Source organism: Thiorhodospira sibirica ATCC 700588 (assembly GCF_000227725.2).
GTDB classification, from domain to species: Bacteria; Pseudomonadota; Gammaproteobacteria; order Ectothiorhodospirales; family Ectothiorhodospiraceae; genus Thiorhodospira; species Thiorhodospira sibirica.
Genome location: NZ_MU255056.1, coordinates 1,444,443 through 1,468,037, shown reverse-complemented (window position 1 = coordinate 1,468,037; position 23,595 = coordinate 1,444,443). Strand labels below are relative to the sequence as shown.

The 23,595-nt window shown below is 57.3% G+C and carries 20 protein-coding genes, 2 tRNA genes and 2 pseudogenes; 11 read left to right on the top strand and 13 right to left on the bottom strand.

The window, feature by feature from the left end:
• Window positions 1-200 precede the first annotated feature (200 nt).
• From clpP to THISIDRAFT_RS06975, 7 genes are all read left to right on the top strand, one after another.
• A complete protein-coding gene (clpP, locus tag THISIDRAFT_RS07005) occupies window positions 201-845 on the top strand; it encodes an ATP-dependent Clp endopeptidase proteolytic subunit ClpP (protein WP_006786780.1) in 645 nt (214 codons plus the stop codon).
• Between the two features lie 233 nt (window positions 846-1,078).
• Window positions 1,079-2,362 carry an ATP-dependent Clp protease ATP-binding subunit ClpX gene (clpX, locus tag THISIDRAFT_RS07000; protein WP_006786779.1) on the top strand — a complete coding sequence of 428 codons (1,284 nt, stop codon included), beginning with the start codon at window positions 1,079-1,081 and terminating at the stop codon, window positions 2,360-2,362.
• A gap of 41 nt (window positions 2,363-2,403) precedes the next feature.
• The gene (lon, locus tag THISIDRAFT_RS06995; protein WP_006786778.1) at window positions 2,404-4,854 is read left to right on the top strand and encodes an endopeptidase La; all 2,451 of its coding nucleotides are present in this window, start codon (window positions 2,404-2,406) and stop codon (window positions 4,852-4,854) included.
• A gap of 50 nt (window positions 4,855-4,904) precedes the next feature.
• Window positions 4,905-5,198, top strand: a complete 294-nt coding sequence (locus THISIDRAFT_RS06990) for a hypothetical protein (RefSeq protein ID WP_040851725.1) — start codon at window positions 4,905-4,907, stop codon at window positions 5,196-5,198.
• A 6-nt stretch (window positions 5,199-5,204) separates the two neighbouring features.
• Window positions 5,205-5,519, top strand: a complete 315-nt coding sequence (locus THISIDRAFT_RS06985) for an HU family DNA-binding protein (protein WP_006786777.1) — start codon at window positions 5,205-5,207, stop codon at window positions 5,517-5,519.
• Window positions 5,520-5,550: 31 nt separating this feature from the next.
• Window positions 5,551-5,626, top strand: a tRNA-Val gene (locus THISIDRAFT_RS06980).
• 17 nt (window positions 5,627-5,643) lie between these two features.
• Window positions 5,644-5,720, top strand: a tRNA-Asp gene (locus THISIDRAFT_RS06975).
• A 456-nt stretch (window positions 5,721-6,176) separates the two neighbouring features.
• Here THISIDRAFT_RS06975 and THISIDRAFT_RS06970 read toward each other — a convergent pair.
• The 12 genes and pseudogenes from THISIDRAFT_RS06970 to THISIDRAFT_RS15345 all read right to left on the bottom strand — a co-directional run bounded on the left by THISIDRAFT_RS06970 (window position 6,177) and on the right by THISIDRAFT_RS15345 (window position 19,684).
• Complete coding sequence (locus THISIDRAFT_RS06970) at window positions 6,177-8,141, bottom strand: diguanylate cyclase (RefSeq protein ID WP_006786775.1); 1,965 nt, start codon at window positions 8,139-8,141, stop codon at window positions 6,177-6,179.
• A gap of 37 nt (window positions 8,142-8,178) precedes the next feature.
• Window positions 8,179-8,727, bottom strand: a complete 549-nt coding sequence (locus THISIDRAFT_RS06965) for a lipocalin family protein (RefSeq protein ID WP_006786774.1) — start codon at window positions 8,725-8,727, stop codon at window positions 8,179-8,181.
• Between the two features lie 45 nt (window positions 8,728-8,772).
• Window positions 8,773-10,176, bottom strand: coding sequence for a ribosome biogenesis GTPase Der (der, locus tag THISIDRAFT_RS06960; protein ID WP_006786773.1), 1,404 nt, complete (start codon window positions 10,174-10,176; stop codon window positions 8,773-8,775).
• 378 nt (window positions 10,177-10,554) lie between these two features.
• Window positions 10,555-11,712 carry an outer membrane protein assembly factor BamB gene (gene bamB, locus THISIDRAFT_RS06955; protein WP_006786771.1) on the bottom strand — a complete coding sequence of 386 codons (1,158 nt, stop codon included), beginning with the start codon at window positions 11,710-11,712 and terminating at the stop codon, window positions 10,555-10,557.
• Between the two features lie 6 nt (window positions 11,713-11,718).
• Window positions 11,719-12,471: a YfgM family protein gene (locus tag THISIDRAFT_RS06950; protein WP_246585344.1), complete on the bottom strand. Its 753-nt coding sequence runs from the start codon at window positions 12,469-12,471 to the stop codon at window positions 11,719-11,721.
• Window positions 12,472-12,533: 62 nt separating this feature from the next.
• Window positions 12,534-13,805 carry a histidine--tRNA ligase gene (gene hisS / locus THISIDRAFT_RS06945; RefSeq protein ID WP_006786767.1) on the bottom strand — a complete coding sequence of 424 codons (1,272 nt, stop codon included), beginning with the start codon at window positions 13,803-13,805 and terminating at the stop codon, window positions 12,534-12,536.
• Between the two features lie 3 nt (window positions 13,806-13,808).
• Complete coding sequence (locus THISIDRAFT_RS06940; protein ID WP_006786765.1) at window positions 13,809-14,849, bottom strand: helix-turn-helix domain-containing protein; 1,041 nt, start codon at window positions 14,847-14,849, stop codon at window positions 13,809-13,811.
• A complete protein-coding gene (pilW, locus tag THISIDRAFT_RS06935) occupies window positions 14,839-15,606 on the bottom strand; it encodes a type IV pilus biogenesis/stability protein PilW (RefSeq protein WP_006786763.1) in 768 nt (255 codons plus the stop codon). Before pilW ends, THISIDRAFT_RS06940 begins: the two co-directional genes overlap by 11 nt.
• Window positions 15,607-16,746 (bottom strand): dual-specificity RNA methyltransferase RlmN, encoded by a 1,140-nt coding sequence (rlmN, locus tag THISIDRAFT_RS06930; protein ID WP_418896141.1) that lies wholly within the window; start codon window positions 16,744-16,746, stop codon window positions 15,607-15,609.
• A 54-nt stretch (window positions 16,747-16,800) separates the two neighbouring features.
• Window positions 16,801-17,232 carry a nucleoside-diphosphate kinase gene (gene ndk / locus THISIDRAFT_RS06925; protein ID WP_006786761.1) on the bottom strand — a complete coding sequence of 144 codons (432 nt, stop codon included), beginning with the start codon at window positions 17,230-17,232 and terminating at the stop codon, window positions 16,801-16,803.
• 177 nt (window positions 17,233-17,409) lie between these two features.
• Complete coding sequence (locus tag THISIDRAFT_RS06920; protein WP_246585343.1) at window positions 17,410-18,459, bottom strand: ISAs1 family transposase; 1,050 nt, start codon at window positions 18,457-18,459, stop codon at window positions 17,410-17,412.
• Window positions 18,460-18,621: 162 nt separating this feature from the next.
• Window positions 18,622-19,684: pseudogene (locus tag THISIDRAFT_RS15345) on the bottom strand (ISAs1 family transposase).
• A gap of 462 nt (window positions 19,685-20,146) precedes the next feature.
• On the opposite strand from THISIDRAFT_RS15345, the pseudogene THISIDRAFT_RS15340 reads away from it, so the two are divergent.
• The 4 genes and pseudogenes from THISIDRAFT_RS15340 to mpl form a co-directional block, all read left to right on the top strand.
• Window positions 20,147-20,417, top strand: a pseudogene (locus THISIDRAFT_RS15340) (transposase); the annotation flags it as partial.
• 13 nt (window positions 20,418-20,430) lie between these two features.
• Window positions 20,431-20,625, top strand: coding sequence for a hypothetical protein (locus THISIDRAFT_RS15335; RefSeq protein WP_418896128.1), 195 nt, complete (start codon window positions 20,431-20,433; stop codon window positions 20,623-20,625).
• A gap of 120 nt (window positions 20,626-20,745) precedes the next feature.
• Window positions 20,746-21,273: a hypothetical protein gene (locus THISIDRAFT_RS06900; protein ID WP_006787769.1), complete on the top strand. Its 528-nt coding sequence runs from the start codon at window positions 20,746-20,748 to the stop codon at window positions 21,271-21,273.
• Window positions 21,273-22,661: a UDP-N-acetylmuramate:L-alanyl-gamma-D-glutamyl-meso-diaminopimelate ligase gene (mpl, locus tag THISIDRAFT_RS06895; RefSeq protein ID WP_006787770.1), complete on the top strand. Its 1,389-nt coding sequence runs from the start codon at window positions 21,273-21,275 to the stop codon at window positions 22,659-22,661. The genes THISIDRAFT_RS06900 and mpl overlap by 1 nt, the downstream gene beginning before the upstream one ends.
• 31 nt (window positions 22,662-22,692) lie before the next feature.
• Here mpl and THISIDRAFT_RS06890 read toward each other — a convergent pair whose 3' ends face one another.
• Window positions 22,693-23,316 carry a hypothetical protein gene (locus tag THISIDRAFT_RS06890; RefSeq protein WP_006787771.1) on the bottom strand — a complete coding sequence of 208 codons (624 nt, stop codon included), beginning with the start codon at window positions 23,314-23,316 and terminating at the stop codon, window positions 22,693-22,695.
• Window positions 23,317-23,595 lie beyond the last annotated feature (279 nt).

Below are 23,595 nucleotides of genomic sequence, written 5' to 3'. Positions count from 1 at the left end.
CGCCATCCCTGATTTTGAGGCGATGCCTGTTTGCCCATCGTCTTAAAGATGTTGGCCCGGCATGGGCAAAGGCTAAAACACTCCGTCTTTTAACCCTATCCCCACTGGCGGCAATACGCCAGCCCTGCCTTGCCGCGTTTCCTGATCCGATTGCAGTCTTAACTCCTGTCAAACCCGACAGGCGCTTGTGGAGAAAACCCATGACCTCAACACACCACGGTGCATTAGCAACCCAGGCACTGAACCTTGTCCCGATGGTCGTAGAACAAACGGCTCGCGGCGAACGTGCCTATGATATTTACTCACGCCTGCTCAAAGAGCGTGTGGTCTTTGCGGTAGGCCCGGTAGAAGACCACATGGCCAATCTCATCGTGGCACAACTTTTGTTTCTTGAATCAGAAAATCCGGACAAAGACATTTCGCTTTACATCAATTCGCCCGGTGGGGCCGTCACCGCCGGACTGGCGATTTATGACACCATGCAATTCATCAAGCCCGATGTCAGCACGCTGTGCATCGGTCAGGCGGCCAGTATGGGCGCCGTGTTATTATCGGGCGGCGCCAAGGGCAAGCGCTATTGCCTGGCCCATTCCCGCGTCATGATTCATCAGCCGCTGGGCGGTTTTCAGGGACAGGCCAGTGATATTGACATCCATGCCCGCGAGATTTTAAAAATCCGGGCGCAGCTCAATGAAATTTTGGCAAAGCATTCCGGGCAATCCATTGAGCGCATTGAAAACGACACCGATCGGGATCGTTTTATGAGTCCGCAAGATGCCCTGGATTACGGCCTGATTGACCAGATTCTGACCAGCCGGGCAGAGCCTGAGAAGAAATCAAAATAAGCCCTAAGCCTTGAATAAGCCTGGCAAGCACCCCATGTTGAAACCTGCACTCGGCGTTGCGCATAGGCCACACTGCCGCCGCAGGAAAAGCAGCCTCTCCCAGTGGTTCATGACCGGGGCGATGGCGCATTCACTTACCGCGTTAAGCGATCCCTAAGACCCAAGCATTCGAGGTGCTTGCATCTTGCCTAAAAACAAGGCAAGGTGCGAAAAAAGACCGAAGGAGTCTGCTGATGAGCGACAACAAAAGAAACGCGGATAGCGGCAAGCTTCTGTACTGTTCGTTTTGTGGAAAAAGCCAGCATGAGGTGCGCAAACTGATTGCCGGGCCTTCCGTATTTATCTGTGATGAATGTGTCGAGCTGTGTAACGACATCATCCGCGAAGAGATGCAAGACGCCCCGTCTGCATCCGGCAGCCATCTGCCCAAGCCGCATGAAATCAAGAAAATCCTTGATGAGTATGTGATTGGTCAGGAACGCGCCAAAAAAGTGCTTTCCGTGGCGGTGTATAACCACTACAAGCGCCTGGAGGCTGGGGCAGTACACGCCAAAGACGATGTGGAGCTGGCCAAGAGCAATATCTTGCTGATTGGCCCGACCGGCTCCGGCAAGACCCTGCTCGCTGAAACCCTGGCCCGCCTGCTCAATGTGCCCTTTACCATTGCCGATGCCACCACCTTAACCGAGGCCGGTTATGTGGGCGAGGATGTGGAAAACATCATCCAGAAGCTCTTGCAAAAGTGTGATTACGACGTTGAAAAAGCGCAGACCGGGATTGTGTATATTGACGAAATCGACAAGATCTCGCGCAAATCCGACAACCCCTCGATTACCCGCGATGTCTCCGGCGAAGGCGTACAGCAGGCCCTGTTGAAACTGATTGAGGGCACCATTGCCTCCGTGCCGCCGCAGGGTGGGCGCAAACACCCGCAGCAGGAATTTCTGCAGGTGGATACCCATAATATCCTGTTTATCTGCGGCGGGGCCTTTGCCGGTCTGGAAAAAGTGATCCGCGATCGGACCGAAAAAAGCGGCATCGGTTTCTCGGCAGAGGTGAAAAGCAAGCGCAGCAGCCTATCGGATGCGGCGTTACTGAACCATATCGAGGCCGAGGATCTGGTCAAATATGGCCTGATTCCGGAATTTGTCGGACGCCTGCCGGTGCTGGCCAATCTCGAAGAGCTTGATGAAGCCGCCCTGGTACAGATTCTCACCGAACCACGCAACGCCCTGACCAAGCAATATCAAAAATTGTTCAAGATGGAAGGCGTTGATATTGAGTTTCGTGAAGACGCCTTACGCTGCGTATCGCGCAAGGCCATGGATCGCAAAACCGGTGCCCGAGGACTGCGCACCATCCTTGAACAGGTGTTGCTGGATACCATGTATGACCTGCCTTCCATTGACAATGTCAGTAAGGTGGTCATCGACGAGGCGGTGATTATGGGAGATACCAAACCCTATCTGATCTATGAAAACGCCGATTATCAACGTGCAGCCTCAGATCAAGCCTGAGATCGTGCCTGCGTGGCATCTAACCGCTGAAGGTCACTTAAATGGATACCCCCAAGAAAAAACGTCCTGCCACTGAACAACCCATGCAAGCAGTGCCGGTTTTGCCATTGCGTGATGTCGTGGTCTATCCGCACATGGTGATCCCGCTGTTTGTCGGACGGGAAAAATCCGTGCGTGCCCTGGATGCTGCGATGGCCAGCGACAAGCAAATCCTGCTGGTCGCCCAGCAAAGCGCCGAGGTTGATGATCCTAACTCCTCACAGATGCACAGGATCGGTACCCTCTCGACCATCCTGCAGCTTCTGAAACTGCCCGACGGTACCATCAAGGTTTTGGTAGAAGGCGTAGAGCGTGCCCGTATTGTCGATCTGATCCGCGATCAGGAATATTTCGCCGCGCATATCCAGCTTTTAGAACCGCCACCATCGCTCGATGAGCGTGAGGTCGATGTACTGACCCGCTCCGTGCTGGGGTTGTTTGATCAATACGTCAAGCTCAACAAAAAGATCCCGCCGGAGATTTTGACCTCGCTGGCGGGTATCGAAGACCCTGCCCGGCTGGCAGATACCATCGCCGCACATATGTCACTGCGCCTGGATGAAAAACAGCGGGTGCTGGAAATTGAAGATGTGCAGGCCCGCCTGGAACACCTGCTCTCCCTGATTGAAGGCGAGATCGACATCCTGCAGATTGAAAAGCGCATCCGTGGGCGCGTCAAGCAGCAGATGGAAAAAAGCCAGCGCGAGTATTATCTCAACGAGCAGATGAAGGCGATCCAAAAGGAATTAGGCGATCTGGAAGACGCGCCCAATGAGGTCGAAGAACTGGCGCGCAAGATCGAAAAAGCCGGTATGCCCAAGGACGCCAAACAAAAAGCCACTGCCGAACTCAACAAGCTGAAAATGATGTCACCGATGTCGGCGGAGGCCACCGTCGTGCGCAACTACGTTGACTGGCTGGTCAGCGTTCCCTGGAAAAAGCGCACCAAGGTCAGCAGCGATATTGCCAAGGCACAGACCGTGCTCGATGAAGACCATTATGGCCTGGAGAAAGTCAAGGAGCGCATTCTCGAATATCTCGCCGTACAGCAGCGGGTACGCAAGCTCAAAGGCCCGATTCTATGCCTGGTTGGCCCGCCAGGGGTGGGCAAAACCTCCCTGGGACGTTCCATTGCGCGGGCCACTAACCGCAAATTCACCCGCATGTCCCTAGGCGGGGTGCGTGATGAGGCCGAAATTCGCGGCCATCGGCGCACCTACATTGGCGCCCTGCCCGGCAAAATTGTGCAAAATCTCGCCAAGGTCGGCACCCGTAACCCGCTGTTTTTGCTTGATGAAATCGACAAGATGGCGATGGATTTTCGCGGCGACCCGGCCTCTGCCTTGCTGGAGGTGCTGGATCCCGAACAAAACCACACCTTCAATGATCACTATCTGGAGGTGGACTTTGACCTCTCCGAGATCATGTTTGTCGCCACCGCCAACAGCATGAACATCCCCGGCCCCTTGCTCGACCGCATGGAAGTCATCCGCCTGGCCGGCTATACCGAGGATGAAAAAACCAGCATCGCGCAAAATTATCTGACCCCCAAACAGATCAAAAACAATGGCCTGCGGGAAGAAGAAATCCTCATTAGCGAGGCCACCACCCGCGACATTATCCGCTATTACACCCGCGAGGCGGGGGTGCGTAATCTGGAGCGCGAGATTTCCAAAATCTGCCGCAAGGTGGTCAAGCAACATCTGCTAAAAGACAGCGAAAGCAAAACCAAAATCACCCCGCAAACCCTGGAAAAATACCTGGGTGTGCGCCGGTTTCGCTACGGTGTGGCCGAGGAACAGGATCGTATCGGCCAGGTCACTGGCCTTGCCTGGACCGAAGTGGGCGGCGAACTGTTAACCATTGAATCCGCCGTCGTTTCCGGCAAAGGAAAATTCCTGCAAACCGGCAAACTCGGTGATGTCATGCAAGAATCCATTCAGGCCGCTGCCACCGTAGTACGCAGCCGGGCGCATGTCTTAGGGATTCAAGCTGATTTTCATGAAAACAAAGACATTCATATCCACGTCCCGGAAGGCGCAACCCCCAAAGACGGCCCGAGTGCCGGGATTGCCATGTGTACTGCCATCGTCTCGGCATTGACCGGCATCGCGGTCCGCTCAGATGTCGCCATGACCGGCGAGATCACCTTGCGCGGCGAAGTCCTGCCGATCGGCGGTCTCAAAGAAAAATTATTGGCAGCGCACCGCGGCGGCATCGCAACGGTGATTATCCCGCAAGAAAATGAAAAGGATCTGGCGGAAATCCCCAAAAACATCAAGGGCAAACTGACCATCAAGCCGGTGCGCTGGATTGACCAAGTGCTTGAAATTGCGCTGGTTACCATGCCAACCGCCAGCCCGGCGGTCGATGATGGCGGTGCAGCAAAAGCGCCTGCCAGCACCACCAAAGAACCCCCCAAACCTCGCCGCAGCCGGGTACACCATCATTGAAATAATCTCTCCCGCAGCGTGTGCGGTGGGAGGGATTCAATAAAAACCGTATGTTAGAGCAATTGATTGTCAGGAAGTTGTTGACAGTTTTTGAACTGAATTGGTATAAAGCGCAGGAAACGGCTGTAGCCCGAGATTTTTACATCTCAGGGGCTTTATGGCATAGCAACAAAGCAGCGTACAATGGGTTCGCCGGTTTTGCAAAAACCATAAGCACACCAACGCCCCGCGCCGCTGCTTTGGCGCTGATAAAGGGATCGTATCTTTTCAGTGCTGCGCTTTTTCGCCTTAAGTTGCCAGACACCATTGGTCGCAGTGCGTTGAAACCCAAACCTCAAGGATAACTATTGATGAACAAAACTGAACTTGTAGAAGCGATTGCCGCCTCCGCCGATCTGCCCAAAACCGCTGCCGCCCGCGCCCTGGATGCCATGATTGGCGCCATTACCGAAGAACTGGCCAAAGGTGAGCAGGTCACCATCGTCGGCTTTGGCACCTTCCTGGTGCGCAGCCGTGAGGCCCGCCCCGGTCGTAATCCCCGCACTGGCGAAGAAATCACCATCCCTGCGCAAAAAGTCCCGGCCTTCAAGCCTGGCAAGAATATCAAGGATGCCGTGAACAAGCAGGAGGAAAAAAAGCTTGCCAAAGGCGCCAAAAAGAAGTAATATTTGCGCCTTAATTCGCTAGCTGCAACTTGGGTGCTTAGCTCAGCTGGTAGAGCGTCGCCCTTACAAGGCGAATGTCGGGGGTTCGATCCCCTCAGCACCCACCAAGTGCATCAAAGTTTCTGGAGTGGTAGTTCAGTTGGTTAGAATACCGGCCTGTCACGCCGGGGGTCGCGGGTTCGAGTCCCGTCCACTCCGCCAAATTAAAAAAGGTGCCCTCGTCGGCACCTTTTTTTTCGCCTTTATCTTCAGATGTATCTGATATGCCTGCTCCTAAAAACCTAAACAAAGTTGCTTATGCGATTTTTAGGCACTTCGCTCTCCGTTGATAACACCCTTGCGGGCGAGCAACTGGAGTCCTGGTTGAGCAGTCCCAACCGAATGGCCGGTCAACACCGGCAACATGGGCGGTTTCAGCCGTCGAAACCCAGCTTGCGCCATAAAAGTGGCCTCGGCGTTCATCCTGAACAGAGAACAACTTTGCGATTCGACTTCGACCCCGACCATGGAACGCGAAACCTTCGCGCTTGTAGATAACCTATCTACAGTAGGGAATTTTGATGAAGAATGAAGAAAAAATCAAGAACTGTTTTTTGCTCCTCGCCACCTCACAACATCCGTTCTGAACCCTGCGACTGCGAACACCCCGTTTAAGCCTTAGGCGCATTCGATGCGGTTGCGTCCGTTTTGCTTGGCGGTGTAGAGCGCATCATCGGCGCGTTTGAGCACGGCGTCGAGGGTGGTATCGCGGGGGCTGACGGCGCTGATTCCCATGCTGACGGTGATCTGGATGGGCTGCGGTTGGCCGTCGGCATGGATGTGTGCCTGTTCGACGGCGTCGCGAATGCGCTGAGCGGCAGGGAGGGCTTCTTCGACGGTTTTGCCAGGCATGAGGATGGCAAATTCTTCGCCGCCGATGCGTCCGAGCAGGTCCATCTTGCGCAGGTTGCTTTGGGTGATGCGGCTAAATTGCTGTAATACGGTATCACCGGCTGCGTGGCCGTAGATGTCGTTGATGCGTTTGAAGAAATCCAGGTCGGCCATGATGACGGCGCAGGGTTCGTGCAGGCGAATCAGGCGCTCGTATTGCGTTTTTAGTTGATCCATAAAACAGCGTCGATTGGCGACCCCGGTTAAAGCATCGGTCGTGGCCATTTCAATCAAGCGGGCCTCTTTGGCCTTCATTTCGCTAATATCACGAAACACCAGCGCCACGCCGGTACGGCAGTGGCCTTGTTCCATCGGCGCCACGGTGACCAGCACGGAAAGCATTAAGCTATCTGCGGTCATAAACTGATCTTCCGCCTGACGTGTCTGACCATCGGCGAGTGATTGCAAAATCGCACATTCGTGGGGTGGGTGCAGGCGGTGGAAGGTGTGACGATGATCTTTTCCAAGCAGCGCGCTGTGCTCATATTTCAGGATAGACAGTGCGCTGGGATTGGCGAAGGTGACTTTGCCGTGGCGATTCAGGCCGATGATCCCTTCACCGACGGTATTGAGCAGCAAGGCGTGTTGCTGTGATAAATGGCGGATGGCCTGGGTGCTTTCATCCAGTTGTATCTGCCATTCTTGACGCGAGTGGTTGAGCAGCAAAAACAGCATGATCTGGGTCACTAGATAGCCCGCTGCAACCAGAACCAGGGTGTAGCGGCGCGAGGTGTGAAATTCTTGCAGATAGGGGCTGATTTCTATCCACAAGATCACCGAGCCGGCCGGCAAGCCGCTGGCTTTGGAGTGCGCGGTATATTCGTATAAGGGAAAGCGCACCACTTCAAAGGTCTGGTTCTCTTGGCTGATACGAAACTGCTGCCAACGCTGGGCATATTCCGGCAAGCTTTGCTGGTGTAGCCAGTCCTGCAGTTCCCGGCGCGAGGCGGCCAGAAGATAATGATCTCCAATGCGCGGCGGCTGATAGCCTTCCTGCATGTTGCTTGCCCGACTGTCAGTATTGAGCAATACACCGTAGCCTATCTGGGTAGATGCGCTCAGGCGCTTGATATGCCCAGCAATCGACAGGCCAACCTCGATGGAGCCGACAACTTCAAATGCTTCTTGAAGGCTGTAGGCCGGTGCCCGGATGGGGACGACGGCGCGCAATCCGGCAAAGCTGGGGCCAATTTCAAAGCCGGTGCGCGCCATGCCATCGCGTTGCACATCAGCCACCAGTGGACGCACACCCAGCAAATCATCACCAAAATGTTCCAGGGCAATCATGCGCACAAAGGACACGCCTTCCGGGGCAAGATGAAAATGCAGCTGGCGCAAGTCGATGTCACGTTCCATGCGCTCCCATTGCGCAATCATGCGCTGAATCAGCAGGGCGCGGATCATGGCCGTTTGTGGCCCACCCCGTCCCCCACCTTCAGCGTGCAGGTGTTTACGACCTTCCCAGATCAATTGCTTGATCTGGGCATCAGAGGCGATCAGGTCGGCAATGGAGAGCAGCATTTGCCCCAGCTCATTTTGCAACACGGTATATGCCGTCTGGGCGCGGACGATTTCTTGTTCAATCTCGGCGTTCAATTGGCGCTGACCGAATTGTACGCTGACCCAGCCGATGAGCAAAAAAATGGATAACAAGGCCAGGCTTGCCAAACGCACCACGGTCTGAAAGCGCATTGAGGCAGCTTATCGGAGGAAAGGGAGCGGGGTCATGCTAGCGTTCCGGCCAGCTTTGGCCGATTTTTTGAACCTGCTGGGTGTCGTAGCCGTGTTCATCGAGAATCGCCAGAATGCGTTGATATTCGTTGTCGGCAAGGACCGGCCTGCGTGAGAGGATCCATACATGGTCGCGTTTGCTGCGCCCAATGACGGCGTGGGTATAGTCGTCGCTCAGGTAGATCAACAGGTATTCAAAGCGGCTGGGCCAAAGCGGGCGAATCCGCCATTGCGCACCACTGTCATCCTGAATAAAGGCGCGGGCCTTGTGGTGCTTGGGGATGCCCGTAACGCCGCCTTCACGAAAGCTCAGCAACACCTCCACGCTCCCATCCTCGCGTAGACGGTAGCGCTTGATCGCATTAAACGCGCCTTCGTCAAAGAGGCTGGGGATATTCGCCATGACATACCAATCCCCCATAAAACGCTCAAGATCCACCGTGCTCACCGTGGCCATCGGGGGAGTGGGGGTGATCAAGGCATCGCAGCCGCCTAATATCACAGAAAACCAGCAGAGCAAGATCAATCGGTATACGGTGCGTTTCATGGCAAAAAGGTCACGGCGTTTGGGGAAATAAGGCAAGCGGCTGATCTATTTTTTCAGATGGCGCAACATGCGCTTGCGTTTGTATTGCTGACGCGGGGTGAGGGTATTGCGCCGTCCGGCATAGGGATTCTCGCCGGTGCGAAATTCCAAACGAAGCGGGGTACCGACCAGCCGCAGCTGTTGACGGAAGTGATTGCTCAGATAGCGTTTGTAGGCCCCCGGCAGGGATTCGGTCTGTTTGCCGTGAATCACGATCAGGGGGGGATTTTGCCCGCCTTGATGGGCATAGCGTAATTTGATGCGCCGCCCGCGTACCAAGGGAGGCTGATGTTCCACCAGGGCCATTTCCAGCAGCCGGGTCAACTCAGCGGTGGACACTTTGAGCTGGGCGCTGGCATAGGCCCGCTGTACGCTCCCAAACAAATCGCCCACCCCGGTGCCGTGCAAAGCGGAAATAAAGCGCTGCTCGGCAAAGTCCATAAAGCCTAAGCGCAGGCCCAGATCGTCGCGCAGGCGTTCGCGGGCATCAGGACTTAGGCCATCCCATTTATTGATGGCCACCACCACCGCCCGCCCGGCCTCCAGAATCAGCCCGAGCAGATGGGCATCCTGCTCCACAATACCCTGATGGGCATCCACCAGCATGATCACCACATGCGCCGCTTCAATGGCTTGCAGTGTCTTGATCACACTGAATTTTTCAATGCCATCGTGAACCCGGGCGCGGCGCCGCACACCAGCGGTATCAATCAGGGTGTAATCCTGGCCATCGCGCTCAAAGGGTACAAAAATGCTGTCGCGGGTGGTACCCGGCAGATCACAGGCCAGCACCCGCTCCTCGCCGAGGATGCGATTAAGCAGGGTGGATTTACCCACATTGGGCCGTCCGACCAGGGCAATGCGAATCCCCGGCCAGTCCATATCCAGCGCCTGCGACTCGGTGGATACCACCGCAGCCTGCGGCAGGCGCTGTTTGACCTCGGCCATCAGCCCGGCAATGCCGCGTCCATGCACTGCGGCAATGGCGTAAGGCGCACCAAAACCCAGGGCGTGAAATTCCAGCGTGGCCTGGGTGACATCCAGACCATCGCTTTTATTGGCCACCACCAGCACCGGCTTGGCGCTGCGCCGCAACTGTTCGGCAATCGCTTCATCAACGCTGTTAAGCCCTTCACGGGTATCCAGCATCAGCAATACCAGATCGGATTCGGCGATGGCCTGACGAGTCTGTGCCGCCATGAGCTGATCCATGACCTCGGCCTCACCGGAAAGCCCGCCGGTATCGACCACCATGTAGGGAAAATCACCGACCTTGCCGATGCCATATTGACGATCCCGGGTCAGGCCCGGTAAGTCGGCGACCAGGGCATCGCGAGAGCGGGTTAATTGATTGAATAGGGTGGATTTGCCCACATTGGGACGGCCCACGAGGGCAATGACGGCACTCACTGGTAAACTCCTGGGCCGACCCACCCTGCCCGTAGCGGACAGGTCAATGAGCGGCGATGCGTAACAGAGCTTACACCTAGGTTTCGATTCGCTAACATTTACAGACAAACCCTCCTAGACAGTTCAGTTAGAAATAGGGTTTACATACGCTTTAGCATACCCTACTATGGCCTTAGCCCGAGAACCAAGGGCTGTTTTCGTTCTTTAATAAGTTAGGTTTGCGGTTATCTGGGCAAGTCTCAGATGTAAAACCTAAAGCGTACTCAAGAACTTAGCGCTAGATGTTTGTTCATCTGGCTTTGGCGGATCGGCCCATCCTCACTTGAGGGTGCGCGCTAACGTTTGTTAGCGAAACTCGATCAGAAAAACATGGATGTTTTAGGGCCGTAGCTCTGGCTGGGCAATGGCACTGAGACGCCCGCTTTTGCCCAGCACATATAAGATATCTTCATGCACGACCGGGCGGGCCTCAATTCCGCGAGAATCGGCGCGGATCTGTCCTTGCAGGCTGCCATCTTCCCGATCCAGCAGATGGATATAGCCTTGATAATCACCCACGGCGACATAATTACCCCAGACCACCGGGGCGGTGGCACGACGCAGCCGTAAGGCGTCCTGCTGCCAGAGGGTAGCGCCGTTTTGGGCATCCAAGGCCCACAGATGTCCGAAGGCATCCGTCAGATAGAGTTCACGCCCGGCAGCATCCAGACCGCGATAAGAGGAAAAGGGACGTTCCCAGAAGAGCCGCCCATCGTTGGTATTGAGTGCGGCTACCCGTCCCTGATAACTCACAGCAAAAATGGCTTGTGGGGTGGCGATCATCCAGCCGTCCACATCGACCATGCGTTCCAGTTCCGTGCGCCCGGAGGGTATGGCCAGCGAGGTTTCCCATAAAAGCTGGCCACGCGCCACGCTAAACATCGCCACCCGGCCATTATCAAAACCAGCCAGCACGCGCCCAGGCAGTAATAAGGGCGCATTGACACCGCGCAAACTCAATGGCGGCGTGGTACGCGAGATGACCCACAACATCGCGCCGGTCTGGGTATCTAGGGCATGCAGGCGTCCGTCGTGGGTACGAGCGACCACAAGGTCACGGCTGGCGTTGGAAAAGGCCATGACCTCGCTGCTTAGGCGCGTGCGCCAGAGTTCACCGCCGGAGTCTTTGAGCAAGGCCACCGCCTCACCATTGGCAGTCCCCACGACCGCAATCTCGCCGCCCCCATTCACACCGCCGGTCAACGGCTCGCCCAGCCGCACGGCCCAGCGCGGTGCCCCATCGGCCAGGGCATAGGCGCTGACCCCACCATCCGCCTGCGCGACATAGATGGCCTCGCCATCCAGAAAGGGCTTGAGCTGCACATAAAAGCGTCCGCTGCCGCCTCCGGTGTTGCGCTCCCAGAGGGTCTTCATGGGCTGGGTCGCCGTGATTTCTGGCAGCAGCGCCGGGGATTCGCTGGTATCGCGATTCCACAAGCCACAGCCGCTCAGCAGCAGGGCGAGCAAAACGGCAAGCAAGAGGGCCTGGGGTTTCATAGAGGGCTATTCTGTAATGACGGGGTTAGGATCGTTGACATCAGCCGCGCTCGTTTCTGCAGGTAATGCAGGCGCTGGTGACTCGGCTGGGGCGCTGCTTTCTGCTTCTACCGGAGAGGCTGCGTCAGTGGTGCTGCTGGCAAGATGCAGGGCATCACGTTTCATCTGCACAAAATCAGCAATGCCGAAATGCGCCGCAATCGCCCGGTCGTAAGCCGCCCGGGCCTGTTCCAGCTGCCCTAGCTGGCGATAGGCATCGCCGCGCAGTTCTTCGACCAGCGCGCTAAAACCGCGATCAAAGTCGCTGCTCAATACCGACAGGGCTTGGGTGCCATCGCCAGAGGCAATCAGCACTCGCGCCAGACGCAGACGGGCAATCTGTTGGGTATCCGGGCGTTTGGCCTGGGCCAAAACCCAGTTTAAATGCGCCTGGGCCACTGGCAGATCATCGTTGACCACGGCTTGGCGCGCCAATTCAAAGGCGGCAGAGGCGGCATACGGGGTGTTGCGGTATTCTTCCAGTAACTGGCGGGCATAGCCTTCGGCGCGCTCCGCCTGCTCCTGGGTAGTGGCCTGAACCATTGCCATGTAAATCTGTGAGGCATTTTCTGCACGGGCCTGACGATAATCGGTCCAGAGTTTCCAGCCCACCAGCGCCGAAATCCCCAGCAGCAGTCCCACAATAACAGCCGCACCGTTGGCATGCCACCAGCGGCGGATGGCCTCCACGCGTTCTTCATCAGTGCTATAGGTACTCAACCCAACATTCCTCAAAGCAAAGGCACACGCCATGCGTGCGCCGAATCAATTAAATCCAGCGGTTACAGCAAGGGGGCCAGATGTGCGGCCAGTTGCTCCCAGGGTACGCACTGTTGCGCGCTCTGGGTATCGCGCAGGGATTTGATCTGTACGCTCTGGCGGTCGCATTCCTGCTCACCCAGAATCAAGGCCCAGGCTGCCCCGCTGCGATCGGCACGTTTCATCTGTGCCTTCAGACTGCCACCACCACAGTTGACCACCAGGGCCATGTGCGGCAGTTGTTCACGCAGGCGCTCGGCCAGGGCCAACCCGGCGGATTGCACCGCCTCACCGGCCAGTACCAGATAGACCTGGGGCAGCGGCGGCGGCGGGAGTTTTGCCTGTGCTTCCAGCAAGGCCAGCAGCCGCTCCACGCCCAAGGCAAAACCGGCCGCCGGGGTGGCCTGTCCTCCCAGTTGACTGACCAGGGCATCATAGCGCCCCCCGGCGCAGATCGTGCCTTGTGCGCCTAGCGAATCGGTGATCCATTCAAATACCGTGCGACCGTAATAATCCAGCCCACGCACCAGACGCGGATTGATCTGATAGGCAATTCCGGCGGCATCCAGCAGCGTCTGCAAGGTCTGAAAATGCGCCTGTGAATCCGCGTCCAGATAGTCCATAAAACTGGGGGCCTGCGCAATCACGGCCTGCATGGCCGGATTTTTACTGTCGAGAATACGCAGCGGATTGCTGTCCAAACGGCGCCGGGCATCCTCATCCAGATCGGCAAGATGGGCCTTGAAATAGGCCACCAAGACCTCGCGGTACTGAGCGCGTGCCTCAGCAGAGCCTAGCGTGTTGATCTCCAGACGCACATCAGTTAGACCCAACAGGCGCCACAGGCGGGCGGTGATGATGATCAGCTCGGCATCAATATCCGGGCCATCCATGCCAAAGCTCTCCACGCCGATTTGGTGAAACTGGCGGTAACGGCCTTTTTGTGGGCGCTCATGGCGAAACATCGGGCCGCTATACCACAGCCGTTGTTGCTGATGATGCAGCAGGCCGTGCTCAATGCCGGCACGCACACAACCGGCGGTGCCTTCAGGACGCAGCGTCAGGCTGTCGCCGTTGCGATCCTCAAAGGTGTACATCTCCTTTTCCACAATATCGGTGACCTCACCGATGGAGCGGGCAAACAGCTCGGTGCGTTCCACAATGGGCAAGCGGATCTGCTGATACCCGTAGCGCTGCAACAGCCCGGCAATGTGCATCTCCAGCCACTGCCAGGCCGGGGCTTCACTGGGAAGGATATCGTGCATACCACGAATGGATTGAATGCCCTTAGCCATCCATCAACGCTCCAGGGTAAAACGGGCGACGCTATCGCCACTGCGACGATGCGGGGCGAGATCATAGGCTTTGCCATTGAGTTCCATCTGTACCCCAGGGGTATTGCCCAGCACAAAACGCAAGGGCAAGGCTGCTTCAAGATTGCGTTCCTGACCGGCACGCATCAAACCGACCAAAACCCGGTTACCGGCGGAATCACGAATCTCCACCCAGGAATCCTCACTAAACCGTAAACGAATCCGCGCCTGTCCTGGTGCCGGGCCTGGCGTTGCAGCGGCGGGTGCGGGTGTTGGGGTCACCGCCTCTGTGGCTGGCGCTGCCGCTGGGGGTGCTTCTGGACTGGCAGTGGGCGCTGGCGCCACCGGTGCAGGGGCTGGCGTAGGCAGCGCTGGCAGCGACGGAGCTACACCGATACCGGGCGAGGGTAAAGCCAGCGGTGCAGGCCGTTCCGCCTCATCAGCCGTCGCTTCCGGAGTATCAAGCACGCTGTCTGGCGGCTCGCTTTTTCCAGAAAAACCAAAGATCACCAGCACAATAATCGCCAGCAACAGCACCGCGCCGATCAGATACGGATTGATGCGCCATTCTTTGCGAATCTTCAGGCTCGGTGAGGGGCCAGGAGCAGTTTCTGCAGGCGGGGCTTTCTCTGCCACCGCAGGCACTGGCTTGGCCGCCGCTGGGGGGGCGGGTTTTAGCGTCTCGGCGGCTGGCGTTGTCGGGACAGGTATCACCGGCGTGGGTGCCGCTGTCGAGGTTTGCCGTTCAAAGGCCTCTAAGAAAGCCTGTGGGCTGATCTCAAAAACCCGCGCACAGGCGCGTAAATAGCCACGCACATAGGTCGGCTCAGGTAAATCTGCAAGACGCTCCGCTTCCAGGGCGCGCACAACATCCATGCGCAGATGCAGACGGTTGGATAAATCGGCCTGACTGATTCCCGCCTTTTCGCGTGCCTCGCGCAGCAACGTGCCAAAGCCTGCCGCTGCACCGCTTGCCGATTTAGGTAAATCGCCTTCCGGGTTGAAGGGTTCATTTTTATTCAACACGCTCAATCTCCAGCAGTCGAACGGTTTGCGAAGCCGTCGGAAAATCATTTTTAAGACGCATTGCGCAGTGGGTAAAGCCCGCGTGATGATTTAGCGCACGTTCCGCCTCATAACACATCCAGAGCGTTTCCGGGGTGTGTGGCGCAATCGCCGTAAAGCGTTGCAGGTAGGCGCGGGTGGCCAGATAATTTTTTTGCATCAGGCTTAACTCGGCCATCTCAAACAGCGCCGGGGCATACTGCGGATTGCGCTCCAGGGCGCGGCGAAATAACTGCTCGGCTCGTGTTTGATCACCCGCTTCCTGGGCACAGACCCCGGCATTGGTCAGGGCACGCTCGGGGGCTTCATAGAAGGGATTGCGATAGGCTTTTTCAAAGCTCTGATCGGCCTCACTGAAGCGTTGCTGACGGCATAAAAAAGCGCCATAGGCATTGCGGATCTCGCCCTCCTCTGGGGCTAGACGCACCGCCTGGCGATAACTTTGATCCGCCATCTGCGGCTGTTCAATACGCTCTTGCAAAATAGCATACAGCAGATGGGCCGTGGAATTGTGGGGGTTCAGCGACAGGGCACGCTCCAGCGCCGTCCTGGCCTCGCGCAGATTATTACGCTGCAAATAAGCCTGACCCAGGTTCACATAAACCTCGGCGGCGCTTTGATCACGACTGGAGACATTCCCTGGGATACTCGCACAGCCCCCCAGCCCAATCAGCATAAAAAAACTGATGGCCGCGCTGTAAAGATAGCCTGCAGACACCTATATCGCCTCCCTGGATGGCATATCTGCCGGCCTCACCGGGCCTTTGAGGGCAGCCTCATGCCTTCTGGCAAGCCGTGGCATCACCTTGCCGACCAATTGCCCACAGGCGGCATCAATCTCATCGCCTCGGGTACGCCGGATCACCGTGGTATAACCCGCCTGCGTTAAAACATCCTGAAAACGCGCCACGGCAGCCTCGGTGGGGGCGGCATAAGGGCTTTGCGCAAAGGGATTAAAGGGGATCAGATTGAGCTTACAGGGCAGATCGCGCAATAACCTGGCCAAAGCCTGCGCCTGCTGCGGGGCATCATTAACCCCGTTGATCAGGGCATATTCCACCGTGATGCGCTGATGATGGCGTCCCTCACGCACATAACGCTTGCAGGCCGCCAGTAATTCACGAATCGGGTATTTACGATTGAGCGGCACTAGCTGATCACGCAAGGCATCATCCGGGGCGTGCAGACTGATGGCCAAAGAGACATCCAGCGTGTCACGCAGCCGATCAATGGCCGGTACCACCCCTGCCGTGCTCACGGTAACGCGGCGCTTGCTCAGACCATAGGCGTGATCATGCAGCATCAGCTCCATCGCCGCCACACTGGCCTCAAAATTCAGCAAAGGCTCGCCCATCCCCATCAACACCACATTACTGATGACCCGGCTTTGGCCACCCTCAGGCTGCAAGACCCGACTGGCCAGCCATAGCTGGGCGATGATCTCGGCGCTGCTGAGATTGCGGTTAAAGCCCTGCCGGGCAGTGGCGCAAAAACTGCATTGCAAAGCGCATCCCACCTGAGTGGACACACATAAGGTGCCGCGCCCCTGCTCAGGGATGAACACCATCTCCACCGCATTGCCATCCGCCAGCCCCAACAGCCACTTGCGCGTACCATCCCTGGCCGTTTGCGCCAGCAACACCTCGGGCGCACGGATACAGGCCACCTGCGGCAAGCGCGCCCGCAAGGTCTTGGCCAGATCCGTCATCTGCGCCGGATCATCGCAACCGCGCTGATGAATCCACTTCATCACCTGCACTGCCCGAAACGGCTTTTCCTCCAGCGACTGGAAAAAAGCGCCCAGCTCTGCCTGGGTCATCCCCAACAGATTCACAGTCGGCTCAGTCTCTGCCGCCAGCGCAGGTGCCATCTCGCCGTGGCTCATCGCCATCACGTCGCTAGCCACGCAAACTCAGCGGGTGCGCGGGCACAGCTCTTCAGGCTTGAAGAAAAAAGCAATTTCCTGCTGCGCCGTTTCGACCGCATCGGAACCATGCACCGCATTTTCATCAATACTGGCGGCAAAATCGGCACGAATAGTACCTGGAGCGGCCTCTTTGGGATTGGTCGCGCCCATCAACTCACGGTTTTTGGCAATCGCCCCCTCACCTTCAAGCACCTGCACCATCACCGGCCCGGTGATCATGAAATCCACCAAATCCTTAAAAAAAGGACGCTCACGATGCACCGCATAAAAACCCTCAGCCTGCTCCCGGCTCAAATGCATCATCCTGGCAGCCACCACCTGCAAACCGGCCTGCTCAAAACGGCTATAAATCTGACCGATCACATTTTTAGCCACAGCATCGGGCTTGATGATGGACAAGGTACGTTCAACAGACATGCAATCACTCCAAAAATTTAATTATCAAGACATTAATCAGACACGGGCCGCACCAGTAACACCGCAGACAGCGGTTAATCTATACACCCGCATCACGAAAATACAGCCGCTTATCATAACATAGCCCAGTGGATAAGCGACTGCCCATCCGCTCGCACGGCGAGCGCGTATAAATCCTTAGCCAAATAGAACCTTAGCGCGGTAGTCATCATCCCAGGTGGCCTTGCGGCGTTTCTTGGACATACGCAGCGTGGAAGGATCTCGTTCCAACAGGTTCATGCAGAGATGTCGGATGGAGGTCAGGATGGCCGGGGCGTTGCCTTTGCGGATGCGGGTCGCGTCTTCGCGAAACACCACATCCAAGCGCCAGTGCAGGAGATTCTCCACGCCCCAGTGCCCGCGCACGGCGTGGGCGAAGCGCTCGGCCTGGGCCGGGATGGACGTGATGAAAAACCGCCGTTCGATGCTGTGGCGTTCCTCGATCCAGCATTCCCGCTCCACCCTGCCGATACTGCGTAGCCCCTTCCAACGTTCGGTCTGTGAGAGCGTGCCCAATTCTTCGGTGATCCAATAACGGCGCACCTCAAGACGCCCATGATCCTTGTCGATCTCCTCAATGAAGTCATGGGGAACATGGGCAAACTCCCCGGCGCGTGCGGTCTCGAAGAAGTCTTTGACCTCCTCGTGCAGCGTGCTCTGATTGCCCTTGAGTCCGAGAACATCATCGCCGCCCTGATCAATGATCTGCTCAGCGATCTTGGTCTGACAGCCCATCGCATCGAGGGTCACAATGCAGCCTTTCAGCGCCAACAATTCCAGCAGTTTGGGAATGGCTGTGATTTCATTGGATTTCTCCTCGGTGGCTTCTTGGCCCAGCACCCAGCGGTTGCGATGGCTCCAAGCACTGACCCTGTGCAGCGCCGCTTTGCCTTTGCGCCGATCTCCAGACCCGCGCACGCGCTTACCATCGACGGCAATGACATCGCCCTCGGTGGCCTCAGTGACCGCTTGGGTCCACGTGAGAAACACCTGTTGAAAGGCTTTGGGATTCAAGCGCGACATCACAGGGGCGATGCGATCATGCGAGAGAATGCCGTTGGCAAAGGGCGCGAACTTGCGTAACCCATCAAGCTTCGCTTTGCCAAAGTCCTCCATCGCTTCCCAGCCTTGTGCACCGCTCAACGTTGCACAAATCACCCGCAGCAAAATTTCCATGAGAGGATACAATCGGTTGCGCTCCACCCGGGGTCGCGCAGACCGGCAAAGCACTCTGTCAAACGGGCCGCCATGAGAAACTCCTGCGGTTGTTTCTCGATAGATTGCCGCAACTGCATCTATTTGCAAACTTTTATACGCGCTCGCCCTGGGGTTAATATCAGGGCGATCGGGCTATGTAGTTTCCCTATTGTGTTCGCCGAGCAGTAGCTCCAGCCGGTAGTTGTCGTTGAGCGCGGCGCGCAGTTTTCGCTGGCGCAGACTGTCCTTCGGTGGCCCATTGTGGCTCAAGAGGTTGAGCGCCATACGACGCAGCAGGGCCAGATTCTCGGGGCTATGGTCGCGGCGGGTGCGACAGGCCTCTTCGCCAAACTGGACATCCAGGATCCAATGCGGTTGATTCTCGATACTCCAATGCTGGCGCACCGCGGCGGCGAAGCGCGGCAGATCCGTGAATGCGCAGAGGAATTCGCATGTTTCGGTGCTGGAGTGATCGCCGATAAGGCGGGTGGACTCCACCCGTCCCTCCGCCTTGAGTCCGGCCCACGCGGCGCGCTCCTCAAGCCATTCAATGCGCTCGCTGAGGACGAGCCGTTTCATGATCGAGCCACTGCGTCACTTCCGCGTGCAGCCTCGGATGGTTATCTTTCAACGCCAGGACGTAGTCGGCCCCACCTTGCACGAGGGTGCGGGCAATCGCTTTTTGGCAGCCCATGGCATCCAGGCTCACGGTCGCTCCGTGTAGATCCAGGAGCCCGAGGAGATCCGGAATCGCCGTGATTTCATGGGTTTTCTCTCCGACCTTTTGCTGGGCCAACACCCAACGGGTACGGCTCGTGAAGGCACTGATGAGGTGCACGCCAGGCGTTGCCCCATCGCGACTGCCACGCAACGTCTTGCCATCCACACACACCGGCTCACCGGACAACCCAGCCAGGGCTGCTGTGGCCCAGGCCTGGAACGCCTCGGCAAAGGTGTCCGGGTTGAGTCGACCGATCACATCGCTCAAGGTATCGTGCGAGGGAATTTTGTTGGCCAGCGTGAGAAAGGTGCGCAACCACGCTTCCTTCTCCTTGCCAAAGGTTTCCATGCCCACCCAGTCCTCGATGCCGCTGAGGACGGCACACCGCACAATCATCAGTATGTCGTGCAGGGCGTGCAACGTGTTGCGCGTCTTGCGACGTGGATCGGCAAGATCAGCAAAGTACGCACGGGGATCTGACAATTTCGGAGACATCGGCAGCTCAGGCATCGCGACAAAAGGCACCTCGATCACCTGCTCAACTGATGATTGTCAATACCCTGATAGCGCGATCGCCCTGTGATGGCGGGCCTTGCATGGCCATTTGCTTGGCGGTTTGCTACACTTGCGCGGCTATTTTATGCAGCACTCAGGCAAAACCAACCGAATATTAAGGAACCTCTGATTAAGTCCCGCCGCCTGGGATAAACACTGAACCCACCTCACGGAGCAACAGAGCACACGATGAAACAGTTGGGCTTGAACGATTCGGGCTTTGTAAAGCACGCCAAGAAGACCCGCAAGGCACCGTTTCTGGCCGAGATGAACGAGGTGGTGCCCGGTCCGGGCGGGTGGCCTTGATCGATCCCGACTCTCCCAAGGCAGGCAATGGACGCCGCCCGATCGGGCTTGAGAGGATGCGGCGCATCCACGTCATACGGACTTTTGGGCGAGCGCGGCCTGATCTTGCGCCAGGGCACAAGGGTTGATGCCACCCGGATGGCTGCCCCGAGCTCCACGAACAACGCCAAGGGCGAGCGCGATCCGCAGATGCGTTCGACGAAGAAGGGCAAGCCGTGGTACTTGGGCATGAAGGCCCCTATGGGTGTGGATACGGCCCATGGCCTGGTGCACACGGTGGTGGGCACGGCAGCGAAGGTGCCGGACGTCAAGCTCACCGCTCCCCTGCTGCACGGCGAGGAGCAGCAAGTACATGGGGACAAGGGCGGGAGCGCAACCGCTTGGCGAGTGATCCGGCCAGCACTCCGCTGGTGGTGTTTCCCGTTCAAGCGCGTGAGGGCCGGGAACGGCCCGAGGACACGCACGAGATCAATCATCGCCTGTCCCCGCCTCGGGCACGCGTGGAGCACCCGTTTCGGGTCATCAAGCGCCAGTTTGGATATACCAAGGGGCGCTACGCCGTGGGCCGTGAATAGGCCCGAATCGTTCAAAAGAACTGGAAATCCAGACCCCAATTGACCGAGTAAACGACATGTCGTCCTTGATGTGCATTCGCCAGCCACCCGAGATCACTTAATCAGAAGTTCCTTAACGCGATGACTGCCTTAATCAGACCTTTTTTCGAGATCATTTTTCTACGCCAGGGGCCACAGGATTTACCCGCATCCAGGGCTTTGCTAGCCCTGTGTTTATTGCTGTATATCTTGTTGGGAATTGTGATTGCCTCGCCGTTTTATGGTTTGCAGCAGGCGATCGTACAAAGCGTGCTGGAGGTCAGTCTGCTGGCCTTGCTGGTGTGGCTTTTGCTGCGCCTGCGCGGCATGGCGGCACGCTTTACCCAAACCTTGACGGCATTTAGCGGGGCGGGGGTGTTGCTTGGGCTGCTGACATTGCCCCTGGTGTATTCGCTGCTGGGGGCGGAGGCGCGTAGCACCGAACAGATCCCGGCGCTGGCCAGTTTGACCTATCTGCTGATTTTAGGCTGGTTACTCGGGGTTTATGGGCATATCCTGCGCCATGCGATGAATTTTCAAGGGCTGGCGCCGGGTGTGGCCTTGGCCATTGTCCTGATCATTTTGTCAGCAGCGGCTTCAGAGCTGGTGATTATCGGGATGGCGCGCTGATGAAGCATCTGCATATTCTGGGCATATGTGGCACCTTTATGGGCGGGCTGGCCTTGCTGGCGCGGGCAGCGGGCTATCGTGTGACCGGCAGTGATGAGCAGGTCTATCCACCGATGAGCACTCTGCTGGAAAGTCAGGGCATTGTCATCTGGCCCGGACATGAGGCAGCCTATCTGAAGCCGCCGCCGGATACGGTGGTGGTGGGCAATGTGATGCGGCGCGGACATCCTGCGGTGGAGCAGGTGCTTAATCAGGGCTTGCGCTATACCTCCGGGCCACAGTGGCTCTATGAAAACATTTTGGCAGACCGCTGGGTGCTGGCGGTGGCGGGCACGCACGGCAAGACCACGACCGCCAGCCTGCTGGCCTGGATTCTGGAATATGCCGGGCTGGAACCCGGCTTTCTGATCGGTGGGGTTCCTGAAAATTTTGGGGTATCGGCCCGGCTGGGCAACAGCCCGTTTTTTGTCATTGAGGCGGATGAATACGATACCGCCTTTTTTGACAAGCGCTCCAAATGTGTACACTACCGGCCGCGCACCCTGATTCTGAATAATCTTGAATACGATCATGCCGATATTTTCCCCGATCTGGCGGCAATTGAGCAGCAACTTCATCATCTGGTGCGCACCGTGCCCAGTCAGGGCCTGATTGTCTGTAATCGCAATGATGAGGCGCTGGCGCGGGTGTTGGCCAAAGGTTGCTGGACGCCCGTGAAGTATTTTTCTCAGGATCAGGATAAGGCAGCGAGCGAGGGGTTTGCAGCCCGCCTGTTGCGTGCCGATGGCCAGCAGTTTGCACTCAGCATTGACGGCACCCCCAGCGGGGAATGCCAGTGGTCACAGTATGGACGGCATAACGTGGCCAATGCCCTGGCAGCGCTCGCTGCCGCACAGCATGTGGGTGTCCCAGTCGCGGTGGCCTTGGAGGCCCTGGCGCAGTTTCGCGGGGTCAAGCGGCGCATGGAGGTGCGTGGCTGTGTCGCTGGCATCACGGTCTATGATGATTTTGCCCATCACCCCACCGCCATCGCCCTGACTCTCCAAGCCTTGCGCGCCCGCGTTGGCCCCACTGCCCGTATCATCGCCATCCTGGAACCGCGCTCCAATACCATGCGCATGGGGATTCACCAGGAAAGCCTTGCTAACTCACTGGCAGAGGCCGATCGGGTATTGATCTACACACCGCCAGAGCTGGGCTGGGATATTACCCCGGTGATCCAGCGCCTAGGAGACAAAGCCCAGGCCAAAGAAGACCTGGAGGCACTGGTGCAGCATCTGCTCAGGCTTGCGCAACCCGGCGATCATTTCCTCATCATGAGCAACGGTGGCTTTGGCGGACTGCATCAACGCGTGCTCAACGCCTTGGCGCAGTCCGCCGCTGGCTGACAACGGGCGGGCTCTTTAATCACCGCGCCGTTTAGCGTGGACCAGCGTGTTTAAGCTGCTGGCGCGCCCGTAGATAAAACAGCAGCCCAAAAATACCGACGATATAGCCAATCGCCCCCAGCGTGAGATGCAGGGTGGTTTGCTGTTGATACTCGGCAAGACGTTGCTGCAGGGGTTGCAATTCCCGGCGCAACGTCTCGGCCAGCAGAATCTGCAACTCGGCTGTACTTTCTGGCAAGGCATGAGTGGCGGTATCTGCGGCCGCTGTGGACACGCCATACCCCAGGCGGGGCGGCAAAGCCGAGGTAGCCAGGGTTGTCCGGGCCACATGACCGGCACCTAAATCGACAAAAAAATGATGATCCAGCGCCTGTTCGGGAGTAAGGCGAAAGAGCCCCTCCTGCGCTACATGCGTCTGTCCCAACGGGCTTTGATCGGGGGCGGAGATCTCAATCAGCGTATCTGGCGGGGCAGGAGCGCCGGTCGAAAACATCACCTCGCCGACAATCTGCTCACCTTCGGTCCAGACAGAAAGGATAACGCGGTGTGCCTGAACAGGCATGGCCACAAGCATCGCCATCAGCGTAAGCCCGAAACCAAAATACATGCGCAACCGTACCGTGCGCTGTGATGCCGTAGAAAAAGAATCAGTCATGCGCGGATTATCAAGGAATACTGATCGAGTTTCGCTAACAAACGCTAGCGCGCACCCTCAAGTGAGGATGGGCCGATCCGCCAAAGCCAGATGAACAAACATCTGGCGCTAAGTTCTTGAGTACGCTTTAGGTTTTACATCTGAGACTTGCCCAGATAACCGCAAACCTAAACTCATTAAAGAACTAGAACAGCCCTTGGTTCTCGGGCTAAGGCCATAGTAGGGTATGCTAAAGCGTATGTAAACCCTATTTTTAACTGAACTTTTTAGGAGTTTTTG

What these genes read in the sequence shown, in the direction of transcription:
- lon (WP_006786778.1), top strand. Translation starts at nt 2,404, where the DNA reads ATGGATACCCCCAAGAAAAAACGTCCTGCCACTGAACAACCCATGCAA.
- ndk (WP_006786761.1), bottom strand. Translation starts at nt 17,232, where the DNA reads ATGTCTGTTGAACGTACCTTGTCCATCATCAAGCCCGATGCTGTGGCT.
- THISIDRAFT_RS06965 (WP_006786774.1), bottom strand. Translation starts at nt 8,727, where the DNA reads ATGAAACGCACCGTATACCGATTGATCTTGCTCTGCTGGTTTTCTGTG.
- THISIDRAFT_RS06970 (WP_006786775.1), bottom strand. Translation starts at nt 8,141, where the DNA reads ATGCGCTTTCAGACCGTGGTGCGTTTGGCAAGCCTGGCCTTGTTATCC.
- THISIDRAFT_RS06900 (WP_006787769.1), top strand. Translation starts at nt 20,746, where the DNA reads ATGACTGCCTTAATCAGACCTTTTTTCGAGATCATTTTTCTACGCCAG.
- hisS (WP_006786767.1), bottom strand. Translation starts at nt 13,805, where the DNA reads ATGGCTAAGGGCATTCAATCCATTCGTGGTATGCACGATATCCTTCCC.
- clpX (WP_006786779.1), top strand. Translation starts at nt 1,079, where the DNA reads ATGAGCGACAACAAAAGAAACGCGGATAGCGGCAAGCTTCTGTACTGT.
- THISIDRAFT_RS06890 (WP_006787771.1), bottom strand. Translation starts at nt 23,316, where the DNA reads ATGACTGATTCTTTTTCTACGGCATCACAGCGCACGGTACGGTTGCGC.
- bamB (WP_006786771.1), bottom strand. Translation starts at nt 11,712, where the DNA reads ATGAAACCCCAGGCCCTCTTGCTTGCCGTTTTGCTCGCCCTGCTGCTG.
- mpl (WP_006787770.1), top strand. Translation starts at nt 21,273, where the DNA reads ATGAAGCATCTGCATATTCTGGGCATATGTGGCACCTTTATGGGCGGG.
- clpP (WP_006786780.1), top strand. Translation starts at nt 201, where the DNA reads ATGACCTCAACACACCACGGTGCATTAGCAACCCAGGCACTGAACCTT.
- THISIDRAFT_RS06990 (WP_040851725.1), top strand. Translation starts at nt 4,905, where the DNA reads ATGTTAGAGCAATTGATTGTCAGGAAGTTGTTGACAGTTTTTGAACTG.
- THISIDRAFT_RS06985 (WP_006786777.1), top strand. Translation starts at nt 5,205, where the DNA reads ATGAACAAAACTGAACTTGTAGAAGCGATTGCCGCCTCCGCCGATCTG.